Source organism: Pseudomonas sp. GW456-L13 (assembly GCF_017350115.1).
Classification (GTDB): Bacteria; Pseudomonadota; Gammaproteobacteria; order Pseudomonadales; family Pseudomonadaceae; genus Aquipseudomonas; species Aquipseudomonas jessenii.
This window is the reverse complement of sequence record NZ_JACNAS010000002.1, coordinates 1,686,063-1,704,669: the sequence shown is the minus strand read 5'-3', so window position 1 is coordinate 1,704,669 and position 18,607 is coordinate 1,686,063. Positions and strand designations below refer to the sequence as shown.

At 60.9% G+C, this 18,607-nt stretch carries 17 protein-coding genes; 4 read left to right on the top strand and 13 right to left on the bottom strand.

All coding sequences use genetic code 11. The features are described from left to right. Window positions 1-6 precede the first annotated feature (6 nt). The 4 genes from arfA to leuS form a co-directional block, all read right to left on the bottom strand. Window positions 7-171 carry an alternative ribosome rescue factor ArfA gene (gene arfA / locus J4D25_RS21860; RefSeq protein ID WP_003228536.1) on the bottom strand — a complete coding sequence of 55 codons (165 nt, stop codon included), beginning with the start codon at window positions 169-171 and terminating at the stop codon, window positions 7-9. A 209-nt stretch (window positions 172-380) separates the two neighbouring features. Beyond that, window positions 381-1,418 (bottom strand): DNA polymerase III subunit delta, encoded by a 1,038-nt coding sequence (gene holA / locus J4D25_RS21855; protein ID WP_057713163.1) that lies wholly within the window; start codon window positions 1,416-1,418, stop codon window positions 381-383. A 39-nt stretch (window positions 1,419-1,457) separates the two neighbouring features. After that, window positions 1,458-2,063, bottom strand: a complete 606-nt coding sequence (lptE, locus tag J4D25_RS21850; RefSeq protein ID WP_057716557.1) for an LPS assembly lipoprotein LptE — start codon at window positions 2,061-2,063, stop codon at window positions 1,458-1,460. Window positions 2,064-2,150: 87 nt separating this feature from the next. Further along, a complete protein-coding gene (leuS, locus tag J4D25_RS21845; RefSeq protein ID WP_057713164.1) occupies window positions 2,151-4,757 on the bottom strand; it encodes a leucine--tRNA ligase in 2,607 nt (868 codons plus the stop codon). A 281-nt stretch (window positions 4,758-5,038) separates the two neighbouring features. Here leuS and J4D25_RS21840 point away from each other — a divergent pair, with 281 nt between their 5' ends. Further along, window positions 5,039-5,359, top strand: a complete 321-nt coding sequence (locus J4D25_RS21840) for a hypothetical protein (protein WP_057713165.1) — start codon at window positions 5,039-5,041, stop codon at window positions 5,357-5,359. A gap of 104 nt (window positions 5,360-5,463) precedes the next feature. Continuing rightward, window positions 5,464-6,225 (top strand): YdcF family protein, encoded by a 762-nt coding sequence (locus J4D25_RS21835; protein ID WP_057713166.1) that lies wholly within the window; start codon window positions 5,464-5,466, stop codon window positions 6,223-6,225. 48 nt (window positions 6,226-6,273) lie between these two features. Here the strand turns inward: J4D25_RS21835 and lnt are convergent, their stop codons facing one another. The 5 genes from lnt to miaB form a co-directional block, all read right to left on the bottom strand. Next, on the bottom strand, window positions 6,274-7,797 hold the full coding sequence (lnt, locus tag J4D25_RS21830; protein WP_057713167.1) for an apolipoprotein N-acyltransferase: 1,524 nt from the start codon (window positions 7,795-7,797) through the stop codon (window positions 6,274-6,276). A gap of 8 nt (window positions 7,798-7,805) precedes the next feature. Further along, on the bottom strand, window positions 7,806-8,645 hold the full coding sequence (locus J4D25_RS21825) for an HlyC/CorC family transporter (RefSeq protein WP_046028710.1): 840 nt from the start codon (window positions 8,643-8,645) through the stop codon (window positions 7,806-7,808). A gap of 5 nt (window positions 8,646-8,650) precedes the next feature. Beyond that, entirely contained in the window at window positions 8,651-9,145 is a 495-nt protein-coding gene (gene ybeY / locus J4D25_RS21820) for an rRNA maturation RNase YbeY (RefSeq protein ID WP_057713168.1), read from the bottom strand. After that, the gene (locus J4D25_RS21815; RefSeq protein WP_008022966.1) at window positions 9,138-10,145 is read right to left on the bottom strand and encodes a PhoH family protein; all 1,008 of its coding nucleotides are present in this window, start codon (window positions 10,143-10,145) and stop codon (window positions 9,138-9,140) included. Before J4D25_RS21815 ends, ybeY begins: the two co-directional genes overlap by 8 nt. Before the next feature lie 204 nt (window positions 10,146-10,349). Further along, complete coding sequence (gene miaB, locus J4D25_RS21810; protein WP_015096961.1) at window positions 10,350-11,678, bottom strand: tRNA (N6-isopentenyl adenosine(37)-C2)-methylthiotransferase MiaB; 1,329 nt, start codon at window positions 11,676-11,678, stop codon at window positions 10,350-10,352. A 134-nt stretch (window positions 11,679-11,812) separates the two neighbouring features. On the opposite strand from miaB, the gene J4D25_RS21805 reads away from it, so the two are divergent. Beyond that, on the top strand, window positions 11,813-12,142 hold the full coding sequence (locus J4D25_RS21805) for a DUF1820 family protein (RefSeq protein ID WP_008052403.1): 330 nt from the start codon (window positions 11,813-11,815) through the stop codon (window positions 12,140-12,142). A gap of 130 nt (window positions 12,143-12,272) precedes the next feature. On the opposite strand, the gene J4D25_RS21800 is transcribed toward J4D25_RS21805, so the two are convergent. From J4D25_RS21800 to J4D25_RS21785, 4 genes are all read right to left on the bottom strand, one after another. Beyond that, complete coding sequence (locus J4D25_RS21800; RefSeq protein WP_057713169.1) at window positions 12,273-12,827, bottom strand: tetratricopeptide repeat protein; 555 nt, start codon at window positions 12,825-12,827, stop codon at window positions 12,273-12,275. A gap of 224 nt (window positions 12,828-13,051) precedes the next feature. Continuing rightward, window positions 13,052-14,335 carry a glutamate-1-semialdehyde 2,1-aminomutase gene (gene hemL / locus J4D25_RS21795; protein ID WP_046041700.1) on the bottom strand — a complete coding sequence of 428 codons (1,284 nt, stop codon included), beginning with the start codon at window positions 14,333-14,335 and terminating at the stop codon, window positions 13,052-13,054. Window positions 14,336-14,345: 10 nt separating this feature from the next. After that, the gene (gene thiE, locus J4D25_RS21790) at window positions 14,346-14,969 is read right to left on the bottom strand and encodes a thiamine phosphate synthase (RefSeq protein WP_057713170.1); all 624 of its coding nucleotides are present in this window, start codon (window positions 14,967-14,969) and stop codon (window positions 14,346-14,348) included. 31 nt (window positions 14,970-15,000) lie between these two features. Further along, the gene (locus J4D25_RS21785) at window positions 15,001-15,798 is read right to left on the bottom strand and encodes a hydroxymethylpyrimidine/phosphomethylpyrimidine kinase (RefSeq protein WP_057713171.1); all 798 of its coding nucleotides are present in this window, start codon (window positions 15,796-15,798) and stop codon (window positions 15,001-15,003) included. A 395-nt stretch (window positions 15,799-16,193) separates the two neighbouring features. Here J4D25_RS21785 and J4D25_RS21780 point away from each other — a divergent pair, with 395 nt between their 5' ends. Continuing rightward, window positions 16,194-18,578, top strand: coding sequence for a hybrid sensor histidine kinase/response regulator (locus tag J4D25_RS21780; protein ID WP_057713172.1), 2,385 nt, complete (start codon window positions 16,194-16,196; stop codon window positions 18,576-18,578). Window positions 18,579-18,607 lie beyond the last annotated feature (29 nt).

Here is an 18,607-nt window from a genome sequence, read left to right as displayed (position 1 = left end):
TCTGCTTTACGCAGCCAGAAAGTAAGAAGCCTCCCAGCTGTCAGACTGGAAGGCTTCGCGGCGGTAGCTGCCTTTGCCCTTGGTGGGGCGTTCCTGGCGGCTGCGGAACAATGGCTGGGCGATGATGGATTTGGCCTTGTTGGGGCCATGCTTTGATGGCTTTTTGCTCATGATGGTGCCTCGCAAGTGAGTGGTTTTTGCGGGGCAAATCATCGGCCGAAGTTGAGGGGCTGTCTAGTCCCTGTAGCTGTCGGAAAAAGCGCCGTTCTTTGTAGGAGCGAGCTTGCTCGCGAAGCACTTGAGGGCGCTGCGTTAAATCAGAAAGTCTGCGTTATCGTTAACGACCATCACGAGCAAGCTCGCTCCTACAGGGGGCGGTGTTATTCAGCGGGTAGGGTTAAGCGTTGCCCGGCCATCAACAACGTCAGCCGGCTCAGACTCATCCACGGCGAACCGGCCGCCTGGCCCTTGATCTGCGCGTCGATGCGCTGTGCTTCGAGCAGCAATTGCGCCCAGCGTTGCGCCGAGTAGCGTTGCAGGGCTTTGCTCATCAAGGGTTTTCGTTTGTCCCAGACCGGAGGTTTGGCCTGGCTGAAAGCCTTGTCCAGCGGCGTGCCCTGACTGTATTGCAGCGAAATATTGGCCAGCAGGCGCAACTCTCGGGCCAGGGCCCAGAGAATCACCGGCGGCTCGACGCCTTCGCCGCGCAACCCTTCGAGCATGCGCAAGGCATGGGCTGCTTCACCATTGAGAACCGCATCGGTCAGGCCAAAGACGTCGAAGCGCGCACTGTCGGCCACCGCAGCCTGCACGGTTTCAACGGTGATCTGACCCCCTTCGGCCATCAGTTTGAGCTTTTCGATTTCCTGGGCGGCGGCCAGCAAGTTGCCCTCGACCCGTGCCGCGATCAGCTCAACGGCGTCCTGGCTGGCGGAAAGCCCGGCCTGGGACAAACGTTGGCGGATCCAGCTTGGCAGTTGGGCGACATCGACCGGCCAGATCTGCACGAACTGGGTCTGTTGTCCTTCGACCAGCGCCTTGCCCCACTTGGTTTTCTGTGCGCTGCCATCGAGTTTCGGCAAGCTGATCAGCAGCACGGTGTCGTCGGCCGGGCGCGAGCAGTACTCGATCAGCGCGGCAGCGCCCTTGTCGCCGGGTTTGCCGGACGGCAGGCGCAGTTCCAGCAGGCGCTTTTCGGCGAACAGCGACATGCTGGCACCGGCTTGCAGCAGCGTCCCCCAGTCGAAACTGGCGTCGGCGGCAAACACTTGGCGTTCATCGAATCCCTGCTGGCGGGCGGCAGTGCGAACAGCATCGGCCGCCTCCTGGCACAACAACGGGTCATCGCCGCTGATGATATAGACCGGCGCAAGGGCGCCTTGCAGGTGTTTGGCGAGTTGGGCGGGGGCGAGCTTCATAAGAGAGGGCGAACGGGGCGCACAGGCGCCCCGTAAGTCTTACTGCTGTGGCAGTTCGACAGGCGACTGACGCGGGGTTTCCGCTTCAGCCTTCTTTGCCGCTTCCAGCGCCGCGGCATCAGCCTTGGCCCTGGCTTCGGCAGTCTGCTGCAACTGGTCCAGTTGGGTGGGGCTCAGTTGTTCCAGGCGCAGCATCATGCGTTGAACCAACTCCCGGCGGCCTTCTGTCCGGGCCGTTTCAGCTTCTTGGTCAGAGCCCACCAAGTTGTTGCCGTCGTGCATATAGATCTTCTGCACTTCAAGCTTGTCGCTCAACAGGGGCAGATCGCCGCGACCACGGATGTCGTAGCTCAACACGGTGGTGACTTGGTACTCGCCGGCACGACCGGCACCTGCGTAGGTGAGGATGCGCTGGCTTTCCTGTTCATTGGTCAGTACCAGCTTGTAAGGAGCGCCGGTATAGACCTTGACGCCGCTGCCAATCAGTACCTGACGCAACTGGGTAACGGTTGGGCCATAAGCGTTACGGGCGCTCAGGTCGAGTTCCTTGATCGCCAGTTCATTGGTGCCGGTGCCGCGCAGCTGGAAACCGCAGGCACTCAGCAGAACCGCGAGGCCCATCACCAGCAGATTGCGTTTGATCATCTTGTTGCTCCCCTTGAAACCATGTGGGCCGATCAAGCGGCCCGAAAGGTTTTACTCGGCGCCAGGCTCACCTGGCGCCTGATCCAATTAGCTGGCGACGATATTGACCAGTTTCCCGGGCACTACGATCACTTTACGAATGGTCAGACCGTCGACGAAGCGCAGCACGTTCTCGTTGGCACGGGCGGCGGCTTCGACTTCTTCACGGCTGGCACTGGCCGGCATTTCGATGTGGCCACGCAGCTTGCCGTTGACCTGAATCACCAGTTGCAGGCTGTCCTGTACCAAAGCGCTGTCATCCACCACCGGCCAACCGGCGTCGATCACAGGATCGGCGTGACCCAGTTGATTCCACAGCTCGTGGCTGATGTGCGGCGTGATCGGAGCCAGCAGCAGCGTCACGGTTTCCAGACCTTCGTGAATCAGTGCGCGATCCTGGTCGGTGGTTTGTGCGGCTTTTTCCAGTACGTTCATCAGCGTCATCACCTGAGCGATGGCGGTGTTGAACTTGTGGTTCTGGCCGACGTCCTGGCTGGCCTGCTTGATGGCCAGGTGGATCGAGCGACGAACGGCTTTCTGCTCGTCATTCAGGCTGGCGACGTCCAGTTTGCCCGGCAGGCCCTGAGTGACGTGGGCTTGAGCCAGGCGCCAGACGCGCTTGAGGAAACGGTGCGAACCTTCGACGCCGGAGTCGGACCATTCCGCGCTCATGTCAGGTGGCGAGGCGAACATCATGAACAGGCGGCAGGTGTCTGCGCCGAACTGGTCGATCATCGACTGTGGGTCGACGCCGTTGTTCTTCGACTTGGCCATCTTCTCGGTGCCGCCAATTTCCACCGGCAAGCCGTCTGCTTTCAACTTGGCGCTGATGACCTTGGCCTTGCTGTCACGCTCAAGCTCGACGTCCGCCGGGTTGAACCAGGTGTAAGCGCCATTGGCTTCGCGGCGATAATAAGTCTCGGCGATCACCATGCCCTGGGTCAGCAGGTTCTTGAACGGCTCGTTGGAGCTCACCAGGCCTTCGTCGCGCATCAGCTTGTGGAAGAAGCGCGCATAGAGCAGGTGAAGAATCGCGTGTTCGATACCGCCGATGTACTGATCCACCGGCAGCCAGTGGTCGGCCGCCGACTTTTCCACCAGGCCGCCTTCAAAGTGCGGCGAGGCGTAGCGGGCGTAGTACCACGAGGACTCGACGAAGGTGTCCATGGTGTCGGTTTCACGCTTGGCAGGCTGGCCGCATTTAGGGCAGCTGCACTCGTAGAACTCGGGCATGCGCGCCAGTGGCGAACCGGCGCCATCGGGTACGACGTCTTCCGGCAGCACGACAGGCAGTTGATCTTCCGGTACCGGCACGTCACCGCAGGTGCCGCAGTGGATGATCGGGATCGGGCAGCCCCAGTAGCGCTGGCGGCTGATGCCCCAGTCGCGCAGACGGAACTGGGTACGCGAGGCGCCCAGTTCTTTCTTGATCAGCGCGACTTCGATAGCGTCGAAGGCGCCCGCGAAGTCCAGGTCGTCGAACTCGCCGGAATTGATCAGCGTGCCGTACTCGCCGTAGGCGTCTTGCCATGGCGCCGGGTTGCTGTCACCGGAGCTGGTGCGCACCACGGATTTGACCGGCAGGTTGTATTTGTGGGCGAATTCGAAATCGCGCTCGTCGTGGGCAGGAACAGCCATGACCGCGCCGTCGCCGTAATGCATCAGCACGTAGTTGGCGACCCATACCGGTAGCTTTTCACCGGTCAGTGGGTGCTCAACGAACAGGCCGGTCGGCAGGCCTTTTTTCTCTTGAGTCGCAACGTCGGCTTCCGCAACGCTGCCGCCCTTGCATTCAGCGATGAACGCTTGCAGCTCAGGGTTGTTCTGTGCGGCCAGGGTAGCCAGGTGGTGCTCGGCGGCGACGGCGACGTAGGTCGCGCCCATCAGGGTGTCCGGACGGGTGGTGAAGACTTTCAGCGCGCCCGCTTCGCCGATGGAATCGACGTTGTACGGGAACTGCACTTCCATGCCGCGGGACTTGCCGATCCAGTTGCGCTGCATGGTCTTGACCTGTTCAGGCCAGCCAGTCAGTTCGTCCAGGCTCTCCAGCAGTTCATCCGCGTAGGCGGTGATCTTGAAGTAGTACATCGGGATTTCGCGCTTTTCGATCAGCGCGCCGGAACGCCAGCCGCGACCGTCGATCACCTGTTCGTTGGCCAGGACGGTCTGGTCGACCGGGTCCCAGTTCACGGTGCCGCTTTTTTTGTAGATCACGCCTTTTTCGAACAGGCGGGTGAACAGCCATTGTTCCCAGCGGTAGTAATCGGGCTTGCAGGTGGTCACTTCACGCGACCAGTCCACCGCCAGGCCCAGGCTGCGCAGCTGGGATTTCATGTAGGCAATGTTTTCGTAGGTCCACTTGGCGGGCGCTACGTTGTTCTTCATCGCGGCGTTTTCCGCCGGCATGCCGAAGGCGTCCCAACCCATGGGTTGCAGAACGTTCTTGCCTTGCATGCGCTGGTAGCGGGAGATCACGTCGCCGATGGTGTAGTTGCGCACGTGCCCCATGTGTAGCTTGCCGCTGGGGTAAGGGAACATCGACAGGCAGTAGTAAGTCTCCTTGCCTGGCTGTTCGCTGACTTCAAAGGACTTTTGCTCGTCCCAGAACGACTGGGCGGCGGCTTCGATTTCACGGGGCTGATATTGTTCGTGCATGGCTACTTTTGAACTGAATAGGGGTGGCCTAATCCTCTTCAATGCAACGCTGGACGCTGATCACGCCGCATTGGCGTTTTCGATGTCCAGCCGAGCTGGAAGTGGAGTTACAGGAAGCGCCGTAGCATACATGACCGCGCTCTACCGAGGGAAACCCTGATTGCTGCCGCGCGTCCCGCAAAAACCGCCGCGAGGGCCGTTGGTCGCGGCGCTCAGCCGGTTTGTTCATGGAAGCTAAGCTCTAACTGGGGAGTAGGTCTTATCTTCCAATGAGGTGAGGGATGGTTGAGTCACAGCAAAAAGCTACAAAACCGGAGCTGTACGAAAGGCTGATCGATCGTTTGGCCCTGGCCTTGGAAGCGGCAAGAACTGCTGGCCGGTTGCGCGACGTACGCCCTCTGGAACTGGAACTGCGTGGCCTGAGCTCCGCAGAGTTTGCATTGATCAAGGCGTATCTGGATCGCAGTGAGCGTGAGACGCACGGATGCTTGTCAGAGGCGATAAAGCAACTCGACGCACCACGTTCGGCCAAGATCATCTGGCTCAAGGACAAGGTTCCCGGCAGAGACGCGGTAAAGGTCCGGTCTTTGCAGTTCAAATAAGACGCAGAGCCGTGCTCAATGGTTTTTTGAAGCATAGTTCTTCTGTATTGATTGTCGCATTGCGCTAACCCACTTAGGCTTCGGGCATCTCCAGGAGATGCTCGATGCCTTTTCGTTACTTTGTAAAACAACTTCTTTTGCCCCCCGGCATTCTATTGCTGCTGCTTTTGCTTGCCTGGTGGTTGCGCCGCTCAAGGCCAAGGCTCGCCGGTGTGTGCTTTGCACTGGGGCTGGGTGGCCTTTGGCTGATGAGCCTGCCGGTGGTGGTGCAGTGGAGTGCCAGCCTGCTCGAGCGCGAGCCACCGCTGGCCCGCGACGAATGGGCGGTGCTGGGGCAGCGCGCGGACGCCATCGTTGTCCTTGGTTCCGGGCGCGAGCGCGGTGACGTGGCCTGGGGTGCCGACCAGCCCACGGGTGTAGGCCTGGAGCGCCAGCGTTTTGCCGCGCGACTGACCAAGGCTTCCGGCCTGCCGGTACTGACCAGCGGCGGCTTGCATTACGGCACTCCGCCAAGCGAAGCGCAGATGATGGCTGACTCCTTGCGCGACGATTTTGGCGTGACCGTGCGCTGGCAGGAAGGGCACAGCCGCACGACCTGGGAAAATGCGCAGTTCAGCGCCCAGGTGTTGCTGCCACAGGGCATCAAACGTGTGGTGCTCGTGACTCATGCCGGGCATATGCCACGAGCGGTCTGGAGTTTCCGCAAGGCCGGGTTTGAGGTGGTGCCGGCGCCGGTAGGGTTTCTGAGCGGCGACAATGCGCGGCCACTGGGAGGCTGGATGCCGGAGTACAAGGCGATCTGGCAGAACGGGCAGTTGATGAACGAGGCGGTGGGGCAGATCGGTTATTCGTTGTTCTATCGTTGAGCGCTAATCCCTGTGGCGAGGGAGCAAGCTCCCTCGCCACAAATGATTTCAGACAGTCTTCGCCATCCGGCTCGCAACCAGCGCCCAGCCAAACAACAACACGCAGAGAATGAGCAATGGCCACGAACGCCATTCCAGGTACGGCGTGAGGTTGTGCATCGGTACCACTTCGCCATACAGGATGCCGCGTTCGAACTGCGGGATCTGATCGGTAATCTGACCGAACGGGTTGATCAGGCCGGACACGCCGTTGTTGGTGGCGCGGATCATCCAGCGGCCGGCCTCCAGCGCACGCATCTGCGCCATCTGCAGGTGTTGCAGCGGACCGATGGAGGTGCCGAACCAGGTGTCGTTGCTGATGGTCAGCAACAGGTCGCTGCGGGCGGCGAGGCTGGCGGCGAATTCCGGGTACACCACTTCATAACAGATGTACGGCGCGATCTGATAACCCTTGGCTTGCAGCAGCGGCTGGTCAGATGGTCCGCGGGCAAAGTCCGACATCGGCAGATCGAAGAAGGCGATCAGCCCGCGCAACAGATCCTCCAGCGGAACATATTCACCAAACGGCACCAGTTTTTGCTTGAGGTAGGTGCCGTCGCCTTCGCCGACAACGGTGATGCCATTGAAGAAGCGCTTCTCGTGGTGGACCTCCATGCGGACCGGGACGCCGGTAATCAGCGCCGATTTACGCTCGGCCGCGAAGCTGCCCATCATGTTCAGGTAGCCCTCGGCGGACTCCTTGAGCACCGGGATCGCCGTTTCCGGCCAGATGAGAAGGTCGACTCGCCTGGAGCTGAAACTCATGTCGCGGTACAGCGCCAGTTGCGCGTTGAGCTGCGTCGGGTCCCACTTCATGCTTTGTTCGATGTTGCCCTGGATGGCTGCGACGCTCAGTGGCGGGCCCGACGGGCTGGTCCAGGCGTGGTGCTTGAGCGCGATGCCGGCCAGCCACGGGCCGACGAGCAGCAAAACACCGGCAACGATGAAGCCTTTGCGCCCCGTGCGAACCAGGCGCATGCCGTTGTAGATCAGCGCAGCTGTCAGGGCCAGGGTAAAGGAAATCAGCCACATCCCGCCGACAGGCGCGAGCCCGGCCAGCGGGCCATCGAGCTGGCTGTACCCGGAATATAGCCACGGGAAACCTGTCAGGAACCAGCCGCGGAAGGCTTCCTGGCCGACCCACAGCGCTGCGAAGGCCAGGGCGTCGGCCAGCGGCGCTTCATTTCGGCGAAGCCAGCGCACCCATATCCAGGCGGGCAGGGCAAAGAACCAGGCAATTGCCGCCGTGAAGAGCAGCATCAGGAAGCCGGCCAGCAATACCGACGCGCCGCCGAAGTGGTGAATGCTGTAGTAGATCCAGCTGGTGCCGGCACCGAACAGGCCGAAACCGAAACACCAGCCGCGCCCTAGTGCCTGACGTGGGCTCAGCTCGCGCAGGCCTGCATAGAACAGGCCGACGGCGAGCAGTGCCAGGGGCCAGATATCGAACGGCGCCAGGGCCAGTGTGGTGATTGCACCGGCCGCCACGGCCAGCAGGTTACCGGGCCAGCCGGGGCGGGTTGTCCAGCGCATTTCAATCCTTAGCGAGCAATGGGCGTCAGGCGAAGCAAGTGAATCCGACGGCTGTCGGCGTTCAGGATGCGGAAGCGGTACGGGCCGATTTCAGTGATTTCGTTACGTTTTGGCAAATGCCCGAACGCGCTCATCACCAGGCCGCCAACGGTGTCGAATTCGTCGTCGGAGAACTCGCTGTCGAAAAACTCGTTGAAGTTCTCGATCGGTGTCAGGGCCTTGATCAGGAAATCACCGCTGGGCAGCGGCTTGATGTAGCTGTCTTCTTCGACGTCGTGTTCGTCTTCGATGTCGCCGACGATCTGTTCCAGCACGTCTTCGATGGTCACCAGGCCTGCCACGCCGCCGTACTCGTCAATGACGATGGCCATGTGGTTGTGGTTGGCGCGAAACTCGCGCAGCAGCACGTTAAGGCGCTTGGACTCCGGCACGAAGGTGGCTGGGCGCAGGAGGTCCTTGATGTTGAAGCTGTCGCCGTTCTCCCTGAGGATCAACGGCAGCAAGTCCTTGGCCAGCAACACGCCCATCACGTCATCATGGCTTTCGCCGATCACCGGGTAGCGGGAGTGGGCCGAGTCGACCACGGCAGGCAGGAACTCGCGGGGTGTCTGGGTCGCCTTGATGCTGACCATCTGCGAGCGCGGGACCATGATGTCCCGGACCTGCAAGTCAGCCACCTGGATGGCGCCTTCGACGATGGCCAGCGCTTCACTGTCCAGTAGTTTGTTCTGGTGTGCATCGCGCAGCAGCTCCAGCAGCTCCTGGCGGTTTTTCGGCTCGTGGGCAAAAGCCTGGGTGAGTTTACCCAGCCATGACTTCTGCCCGTTGCTCGATCGATCTTCGCTCATAGCGATTACTCTGAATCCTTTGTTGTTTCGGTAGGGAATGCGTCGGTTTCGTCGTCCGCGTACGGATCGGGAAAGCCCAGTTCTGCAAGCAACGTTCGTTCCAGTGCTTCCATTTCTTCGGCTTCTTCGTCATCAATATGGTCGTAACCAAGCAGATGCAAGCAGCCGTGAATCACCAGATGCGCCCAATGGGCCTTGAGCTCCTTGCCCTGTTCAGCGGCTTCGCGCTCGACCACGGCCACGCAGATCACCAGATCGCCCAGCAGCGGGATGTCGAGGAACTCATCCGGCACGTCGGCCGGGAATGACAAGACGTTAGTTGCGTAGTCCTTTTGCCGCCAGGTGTGGTTCAGCTCGCGTCCTTCGGCTTCGTCGACCAGACGAATGGTCATCTCCGAGTCGGCGGTGCGCTGGCGCAGGGCCAGTTCGCACCACTGGCGGAACTCGGCCTCGCTGGGGGCGCAGGCTTCGGTAGCGATTTGCAGGTCAAGCTCAAGCATCGCGGCGGCTATCCTTGGCGGCGGCATCATCGGCCGCTTTGGTTTCGAAGCGCTCGTAGGCTTCGACGATGCGCTGTACCAGTGGGTGGCGCACGACGTCCTTGGGCTGGAAGTGGGTGAAGCTGATCCCCGGCACATCCTTGAGCACTTCAATCACGTGGTGCAGGCCGGACTTGGTGCCGCGTGGCAGGTCGACCTGGGTGATGTCCCCGGTGATGACGGCCGTGGAGCCGAAGCCGATCCGGGTCAGGAACATCTTCATTTGCTCGACCGTGGTGTTCTGGCTTTCGTCGAGAATGATGAAGCTGTTGTTCAGCGTGCGGCCGCGCATGTAGGCCAGCGGCGCGACTTCGATCACCTGGCGCTCGATCAGCTTGGCGACGTATTCGAAGCCGAGCATTTCGTAGAGCGCGTCGTAGAGCGGGCGCAGGTACGGGTCGATTTTTTGCGACAGGTCGCCGGGCAGGAAGCCGAGTTTTTCACCCGCTTCGACCGCCGGACGAACCAGCAGGATGCGGCGAATCTGCTCGCGCTCCAGTGCATCCACCGCGCAGGCGACAGCCAAGTATGTCTTGCCGGTACCGGCCGGGCCGATGCCGAAGTTGATATCGTTACCGAGGATTTCCTTCACGTAGCGCAGCTGATTCAAGCCACGGGGGCGAATCATGCCTTTCTTGGTGCGCAGGGCCACGGACGGTTCGGCAGGGGAGTGGTTGTCCAGCTGCTCGACGGCCGATTCCTGCAGGAACAGGTGCACCATGTCCGGCGACAGCTCGGTACCCTTGGTTTCCCGGTACAGGCGGCGCAGGAGGTTTTCCGCGGAGGTGGTGTGTTTGGGTTCGCCGATCAGCTCGAACTGGTTTCCGCGATTGCGGATCTCGATGGTCAGGCGCTGTTCGATCAAGCGCAAATGCTCGTCGAATTGCCCGCACAGATTGGCGAAGCGGCGAGCTTCAAAAGGCTCGAGGATGAAACGATGTGGTTCTATGGGTGCGTTCAAGGTCGTATTTAGCCGCCCTGGGGCAATGGTGATGAGTTCAAGGATAGCGCCAGTGGCGTGGGTGCGAAAGCTCTTAAATAACCAACGTCGTACGCAGTCCCTGTGGGAGCGAGCTTGCTCGCGATGACGGCCTGACATTCAACATATGAGTTGTCTGGCCTGACGCTATCGCGAGCAAGCTCGCTCCCACAGTGGAATGCAGTGTTACTGGATCAGCGAGCCCCGCAGCGAGTGCGGCTGCGCGGCATCGATGTGCACGTCCGCGAACTGGCCGATCAGGGTCGGATTGTCGCAGCGGAAGTTGACGATACGATTATTCTCGGTCCGGCCTTGGAGCTCGCCCGGGTCTTTTTTCGAGTAATCGGTCACCAGGATTCGCTGGATCGAGCCGACCATTTGTCGGCTGATCTCGAAACCTTGCTGGTTCAAGCGATGCTGCAGGGCATTCAGACGTTCTTTCTTCAGCTCTTCCGGCGTGTCATCGGCCAGATCGGCGGCCGGTGTGCCCGGGCGCTGGCTGTAGACGAACGAGTAGGAAAAGTCGAAGCCGACGTCGGCAATCAGCTTCATGGTTTGCTCGAAGTCTTTCTCGGTCTCGCCGGGGAAGCCGACGATGAAGTCCGAGCTGATGCAGATTCCCGGCACGGCGGCGCGCAGTTTGCGCAGTTTGGATTTGTATTCAAGCGCGGTGTGGTTGCGTTTCATCGCCGCGAGGATGCGGTCCGAGCCCGATTGCACCGGCAAGTGCAGGTGCTTGACCAGCTCCGGCACGTCGGCGTGGGCCTGGATCAGGCTGTCGGAGAACTCCAGCGGGTGCGACGTGGTGTAGCGGATGCGGTCGATGCCATCGACCGCGGCGACCACGCGGATCAGCTCGGCCAGGTCGGCCAGGCGCCCGTCATGGGTGAGGCCGCGATAGCCGTTGACGTTCTGCCCCAGCAGCGTCACTTCCCGCACGCCGTTTTCGGCCAGGTGAATGATCTCGGCAATCACGTCGTCGAACGGCCGGCTGACCTCTTCACCGCGGGTGTAGGGCACCACGCAGAACGTGCAGTACTTGCTGCAACCTTCCATCACCGACACGTAAGCGCTCGGGCCGTCGATGCGGGGCTCGGGCAAGTGGTCGAACTTTTCGATTTCCGGGAACGAGACGTCGACTTGCGGCAGCTTGCTGATGCGCGCGGCGTCGATCATTTCCGGCAGGCGGTGCAGGGTCTGCGGGCCGAAGACAACGTCGACGTACGGCGCGCGATCGCGAATGGCCGCGCCTTCCTGGCTGGCCACGCAACCGCCGACGGCGATCACCATGTCCGGGTTGGCCAGCTTCAGTTCGCGCCAGCGGCCGAGCTGGGAGTAGACACGATCCTGGGCACGTTCACGAATCGAGCAGGTGTTGAGCAGGATCACGTCGGCGTCTTCAGCGCGAGCGGTGACTTCCAGGGCCTGATGTTCGCCCAGCAGATCGACCATGCGCGAGCTGTCGTACTCGTTCATCTGGCAACCGTGGGTTTCGATGTAAAGCTTCTTGGCCATGGAATAGAGTCATCACGTGATTCAAAGAACCGCGCATTATAGGGAACATGTACCCAGGTTCCTACCGCTGCGCGTCCGATGGCTATGCTATAGTTCGCGCCCTCATTTTTATCCCCCGATGTGTTTCGCCCACCATGACCAAACGTGAAGCTCCAATCTACAAGGTGATTTTCCTCAACCAGGGCCAGGTGTTCGAAATGTACGCCAAGCAGATCTATCAAAGTGATCTGTGGGGCTTTCTGGAAGTGGAAGAGTTCGTCTTTGGCGAGCGCACGCAAGTGGTCGTCGATCCGAGCGAAGAAAAGCTCAAGGCTCAGTTCGAAGGCGTAGTGCGCAGTTTTGTGCCGATGCATTCGATCGTGCGTATCGATGAAGTCGAGCGAATGGGAACACCGAAAATCAGCGAAGCCCGTGGCGCGGTCGGCAATGTCATGCCGTTTCCGATGCCGATGCCCGAGAAGTAGGGCTCAAGACCGGGTCGCCCCCAATCGCGAGCAAGCTCGCTCCCACAGTTGGCCGAGTTCTCACATGGGAATGCAGTCGGATGTGGGAGCGAGCTTGCTCGCGATTGGGGCAGTCAGAACAACACGGAAGTCAGGGCAGTGGCGCGAACGGCGTACGCCCATCGGCGCTCTGCAATTCCATCAGGTATTTACGGAAAATTTGCCCGAGCACCTGGGTAGCAAGCTCCAGTTCTTCGCGGGGCATCTTTTCGGTGACTTCGTCGGCGGTGTCCAGGGCCTCTTCGGCGCCGTTGACCGCCGCCATTTTCAGCAGGATGTACGCCTGAACGTTATTGGCCGGCACGCCTTCGCCGTGGAAGAACATGGTGCCGAGTTTGAATTGTGCCTGGGCGTGGCCTTGCAGCGAGGCTTTTTCGAAATAGCTCAGGGCTTGATTGAGGTCGCGCGGCGTGTTTTTGCCTTCGTAGTAGAACTCACCCAACTCGTATTGCGCTTGCGCATCCCCTTCTTCCGACGCTTTCTGGCAGGCGGCGAGCGCCTGTTCCAGGTCTTGCGGCTGGGTATTGAGGGTGCAGCGACCCATCGCTGGGATTAACAACGAGTTGCCGCCTGCTTGTGCGTGCGCGAGCAGGGGCTGAAGAAGCAACAGGCAGCCCAGTGCAAGGGTGCGGCCGGTGCGGTTCATGGGAATCGACTTACCTCTGAAGGGCGCGCGGACCCATCGAGGGATCCAATAAGCGCGCATTATGAAATAAGCAGGGCCAACCTTACAAAGTCTTTACTCGTTTTTCTGCTGCACGGGAAATTTATCGCCCACTTTGCGGGGGATTATTAGCAGATGAGTAGGAAAAATCGTGGGAGCGTAGGCGAAAGCTGACGCTGGCAAGGGCCAGCGTCAGCATTTGAACGTTACTTCAAGGCCGCGAAGGCGCGCTCGGCGGCGTCCAGGGTCAGCTTCAGTTCAGCTTCGCCGTGGGCGATCGAAGTGAAACCGGCTTCGAATGCGCTCGGTGCCAGATACACGCCACCTTCGAGCATCAGGTGGAAGAAGCGGCCGAACAGGGCTGCGTCGCTGGCCATGACGTCATCGAAGGTGACGATGTTGTCGGCACCGCTGAAGTACAGGCCGAACATGCCGCCGGCCTGGGTGGTCACGAACGGAATGCCGGCCGCATCGGCGCGCTGTTGCAGGCCGTCGAGCAGGCGAGTGGTGTAGTCGGTCAGCTCGGCGTGGAAGCCCGGGCGGCTGATCAGACGCAGGGTGGTCAGGCCGGCGGCCATCGCCAGCGGGTTACCGGACAGCGTACCGGCCTGGTACACCGGGCCCAGCGGGGCGATGCGCTGCATGATTTCGCGCTTGCCGCCGAAGCAGCCAACCGGCATGCCGCCACCGATGATCTTGCCGAAGGTGGTCAGGTCCGGCGTCACGCCGTAGTACGCCTGGGCACCGCCGAGGGCGACACGGAAACCGGTCATCACTTCGTCGAAAATCAGCACCACGCCGTGCTTGTCGCACAGGGTCCGCAGGCCTTCGAGGAAACCCGGTGCCGGCGGCACGCAGTTCATGTTGCCGGCCACTGGCTCGACGATGATGCAGGCCACGTCCTGGCCGACTTCGGCGAGCATGGTTTCTACCGCGTCGATGTCGTTGAACGGCAGGGTCAGGGTGTGTTTGGCGAATGCCGCCGGTACACCGGCCGAGCTCGGTACGCCTTGGGTCAGTGCACCGGAACCGGCCTTGACCAGCAGGCTGTCGGAGTGGCCGTGGTAGCAGCCTTCGAACTTGATGATGCTGTCGCGGCCGGTGAAGCCACGGGCCAGGCGAATGGCGCTCATGGTCGCTTCGGTGCCGGAGCTGACCATGCGCACCATTTCCATCGACGGCACGAGGGAGCAGACCAGGTCGGCCATCTGCGTTTCCATCTCGGTCGGGGCGCCGTAGGACAGGCCGTGCTCAAGCTGTTTGCGCACGGCGTCCAGTACGTCCGGGTGGCTGTGGCCGAGAATCATCGGACCCCAGGAACCGACGTAATCCACATAACGCTTGTCGTCTTCGTCGGTGACGTAGGCGCCTTCGGCGTGCTTGAAGAACAGTGGCGTGCCGCCGACGCTCTTGAACGCGCGAACCGGCGAGTTCACGCCACCGGGAATGTGTTTCTGGGCATTGGCAAACAGCGTTTCGGAACGAGACATGATCGGGCTCTCAGACTTTTAGTAATTCATTGAATGCGCGGGCGCGGCGGGTTACTTCAGCCGTGCTTTCGGCGCCAAACAGGCCATGCACCACGGCCAGCAGGTCGACACCATGGGCCACCAGCGGCGCGGCGTTTTCCAGGGTGATGCCGCCGATCGCGCAGATCGGCAGGTGCAGTTTGCTGCGTGCCTGGTCGAGCAGGTCGAGACTGCAGGTCGGGGCGCCGGGTTTGGTGTTGGAGTTGAAGAAGCGGCCGAACGCGACGTAGCTGGCGCCTTCTTTGACGGCCTGTTCGGCGAGGTCGAGTTGCGCATGGCAGGTCGAACCGATGATTGCATCGCGACCCAGCAGGGCGCGGGTCGGAGACAATGGACCATCAGTTTGACCCAAGTGCACGCCGACATTCAGGCGTGCGGCCAACTCAGCGTCATCATTGATGATCAACCGGGTGTTGTAGCGTTCGCATAAATCACGCAAGGCTTCGGCTTCGCGCAGACGACGGGCTTCGTCACTGCTCTTGTCGCGGTATTGCAGCAAGGTGACGCCGCCTTCCAGCGCCGCCTCCACGTACTTGAGCAGCTTACCGTCCAGCAAATGGCTGTCGGTAATGGCGTACAGGCCACGTAGTTTCATCGGACAAGCCTCACCGCATTACAAATAGAAGTTACGAGCAGAAATCCAGTGGCAAGCGGCGCGGCACGAACTGGCCTTTGCCTAGTTGCTCGGCATCACGCAGGGTGCGCCATGTGTAGTTAAGCGCGGTCTGCACGGCACTGGCGAGGTTTTCGCCCTGGGCCAGACGACCGGCCAGCGCACTGGCCAGGGTGCAACCGGAACCGTGATAACTGCCCGGCAAACGCTGGCAGGTAAAGGTTTCGCGCAGACCGTCGCGGCTGTACAGGCGATTGTGGATTTCGGTTTCGTCGCCATGGCCGCCGGTGATCAGCAGGTGTTTGACGAACGGCAGGAGTTTTTCTGCGCACTCGTCCGCGGTGCCTTCGGGCAGTTCGGCGAGGATGCGGGCTTCGGGAAGGTTGGGGGTCGCAATGATCGAAAGGGGCAGCAAGCGTTCGCGCATGGCGTAGCCGACCTCGTCCTTGCCCAGGCGTCCGCCGCCGCCAGCGCGCAGCACCGGGTCGCAGACCACCGGCAAGTGCGGGTGCGCCGAAAGCAGTTCGACCACGGTGTCGACCATTTCCAGGGAACCGAGCATGCCCAGTTTGACGGCGGCGACTTCGGAGTCGTTGAGCACGGCATTGGCCTGGGCCAGTACCCACTCACGGTCCAGGACGCGGAAGTCAGTGACATTGACGGTGTCTTGCACGGTCAGGGCGGTGACGGCCGGAGCCGCATGGCAACCCTGTGCGAGCAGGGCTTCGATATCTGCCTGCAAGCCGGCGCCACCACTTGGGTCGTGGCCGGAGAGACAGAGGACAACGGGGCGAGAGCTGTAGATATTCATGGTGCGCGAGCTTACCACCAAACCTGTTTTTCGGGTGTTGTGGCAGTGTGTTTGGTCGATACATTGTGGCGAGGGGGCTTGCCCCCGTTGGGCAGCGAAGCGGCCCCAGTGACCCGTCAGGTTCATCGAGTCGGCTGGTTTTACGACTGCTTCGCAGCCGAACGGGGGCAAGCCCCCTCGCCACAGTGATATTCCTGTCATTGATAATCGTTCGTTGGTGTTGCTGGAACGCCCGTTCTAGAGCCTTTGTAGGAAAAATTTCTGTGGTTCTCATTGGCCATCAACGGCTATGCTAGAGTGGATCCAAACCAATAACAGGTGATACCGGTTTTACGTCTGCTCAAAAGGAATGGGGGGCTTCCTGACAGAACCGGACAGGCCACGCTGGGGCTTCAATGCGCTATTTGCTGATGTTGCTGTTGTGTTTGCCCCTCCTGGCAAACGCCGTCGAGTTCGATGAGTTCACTCAAAGCCTCCCCTTGGGCCGAACCCTGCAGGTCTATGAGGACGCAGGTGGTCAGGCGACCATCGCGGATATCCGTGCGCAAGCGGCGGCCGGCAACTTCAAACCGCACCACAAAGATACGCTTAACGCCGGGTACTCGCGTTCGGTGTTCTGGCTGAAAATCGACCTGCATTACCGTCCAGCCAATCCGGCGGCGCAAAGGACCTGGCTGCTGGAACTGGCCTATCCGCCCCTCGATCATCTCGATCTCTATTTGCCCGATGCGGCCGGCAACTATCAGTTGGTCAGGCAGACCGGCGATGCCTTGCCCTTCGCCAGCCGCGAGATTCGTCAGAACAACTATCTGTTCGACCTGACGTTCAAGCCGGACCAGGCCGAAACCGTATTCATGCGCTTGCAAAGCGAAGGCTCGATCCAGGCGCCGGTAACCTTGTGGTCGAGCACCGCCTACCTCGAAGAGCAGCCCGTGCGCCTCTACGTACTGGGGCTGATCTACGGCGTACTGCTGGGGATGCTGGTCTACAACCTGTTCATCTACCTCAGCGTGCGCGACACCAGTTACCTCTACTACATCTTTTATATCGCCTCGTTCGGCTTGTATCAGCTGTCGGTAAACGGTGCGGCCGTGCAGTATTTCTGGCCGGACAATCCGTGGTGGGCTAACGCTGCGACGCCGTTTTTCATCGGCTGTGCGGGGCTGTTCGGCAGTCAGTTCGCCCGCAGTTTCCTGCAGATGGCTACCCACAGTCGCTGGCTTGACCGCTTGTTGCTGGCGCTGGTTGCCTTCAGTGCGCTGGTGATCGGCCTGTCATTGATGACCAGCTATGCCCTGGCCTTGCGCCTGGCCACGGCCCTGGCGCTGACATTCACCGTGGTGATTTTTGCCGCCGGGATCTTTGCCTGGCTGCGGGGCCTGCGGGTGGCGCGGTATTTCATCATTGCCTGGTCGGCGTTTTTACTCGGTGGCATCGTCAATACGCTGATGGTGCTTGGATACCTGCCGAACGTGTTCCTGACCATGTATTCCAGTCAGATCGGCTCGGCCATCGAAGTGGCGTTGCTGTCCCTGGCGCTGGCCGACCGCATCAACGCGATGCGCGAGCAGCAGGCTCAAACCCTGTTCGACGCCAGCCAGAAGCTTGAAGTCCTCAACCAGCAACTGGCTCACAGTAACAAGCTCAAGGACGAGTTCCTTGCCACCCTGACCCACGAGTTGCGCACGCCCATGAATGGTGTGATCGGTTCACTGGAGCTGATGCAGACGGTCGAGATGGACCCGGAACTCGAGTACTACCAGCAGACGGCTTCGGGGTCGGCGCGGGACATGATGCGCATGGTCAACGGCATCCTCACCCTCACCGAATTGCAGGCCGGCAAACTCAAGGCCTCGGCCGACACCTTCAGCTTGCGTGGCGTGGTCGAGGCACTGCGCACGCAGTTCGAGGGCAACGCATCGAGCAAGTCGCTGGACTTCAAGGTCGATGTCGCACCAGGTGTGCCGGATCGCTTGCTCGGCGACAACGTCAAGATCGCGCAGTGCCTGGAATGCCTGCTGGATAACGCCATCAAGTTCACAAAGGTCGGCGGTCTGGCGCTGCGGGTGACCGGCAGGACCATCGAGCCCGACCGGCTGGCGTTGACCTTTGCGGTGATCGACACGGGCATTGGTTTCACCGATCTAGGGGAGGCCACGATGTATCAACGGTTCTTCCAGCTCGATGGCTCGATGACCCGTGAATACGGTGGCCTGGGGGTTGGCCTGGCGATTTGCCGACAGTTGGTCGAATTGCTCGGTGGGCGACTGACTCATCGCTCCGAGCCAGGGCGCGGCAGCCGGTTTCAGCTGGATGTGGAAGTCGGGTTGCCGGCGGCCGAACGTCCGGTGACGCCGTTGATGACCCGGGATTTTCCGCGCCTGCGCTTGCCCCAGGATTGTGCCGTGCTGTTGGTGGATGACAACGGCATCAGCCAGTTGGTGATGCGTGGCATGTTGCTCAAGCTGGGCTTTCGCGTACGTACGGCCAACAGCGTCGATGTCGCGCTCGATCTGTTGCAGCGCGAAATGTTTGACGCGGTGCTGGTCGATTGTCAGTTGCCGCTGCCGGACGGTGAGTCGGTGTGCTGCCGGATCCGCGCGTTACCCGGTTATGCCGAGCTGCCGTTGTTCATGATCGCCCTGAGCGGTGACCGAGAACGCTGCCCGACCGGCGCAGTGATTGATCACTTGAACAAACCGGTGAAATTCGAAGACTTGCAGGCCGCGCTCTACCGCCGTGTGCTTTGCCCGCAACAGGGCGAAAGCGCCGACAGTTAGGCGTATATGACACTTTGTTCGGCCGAGGG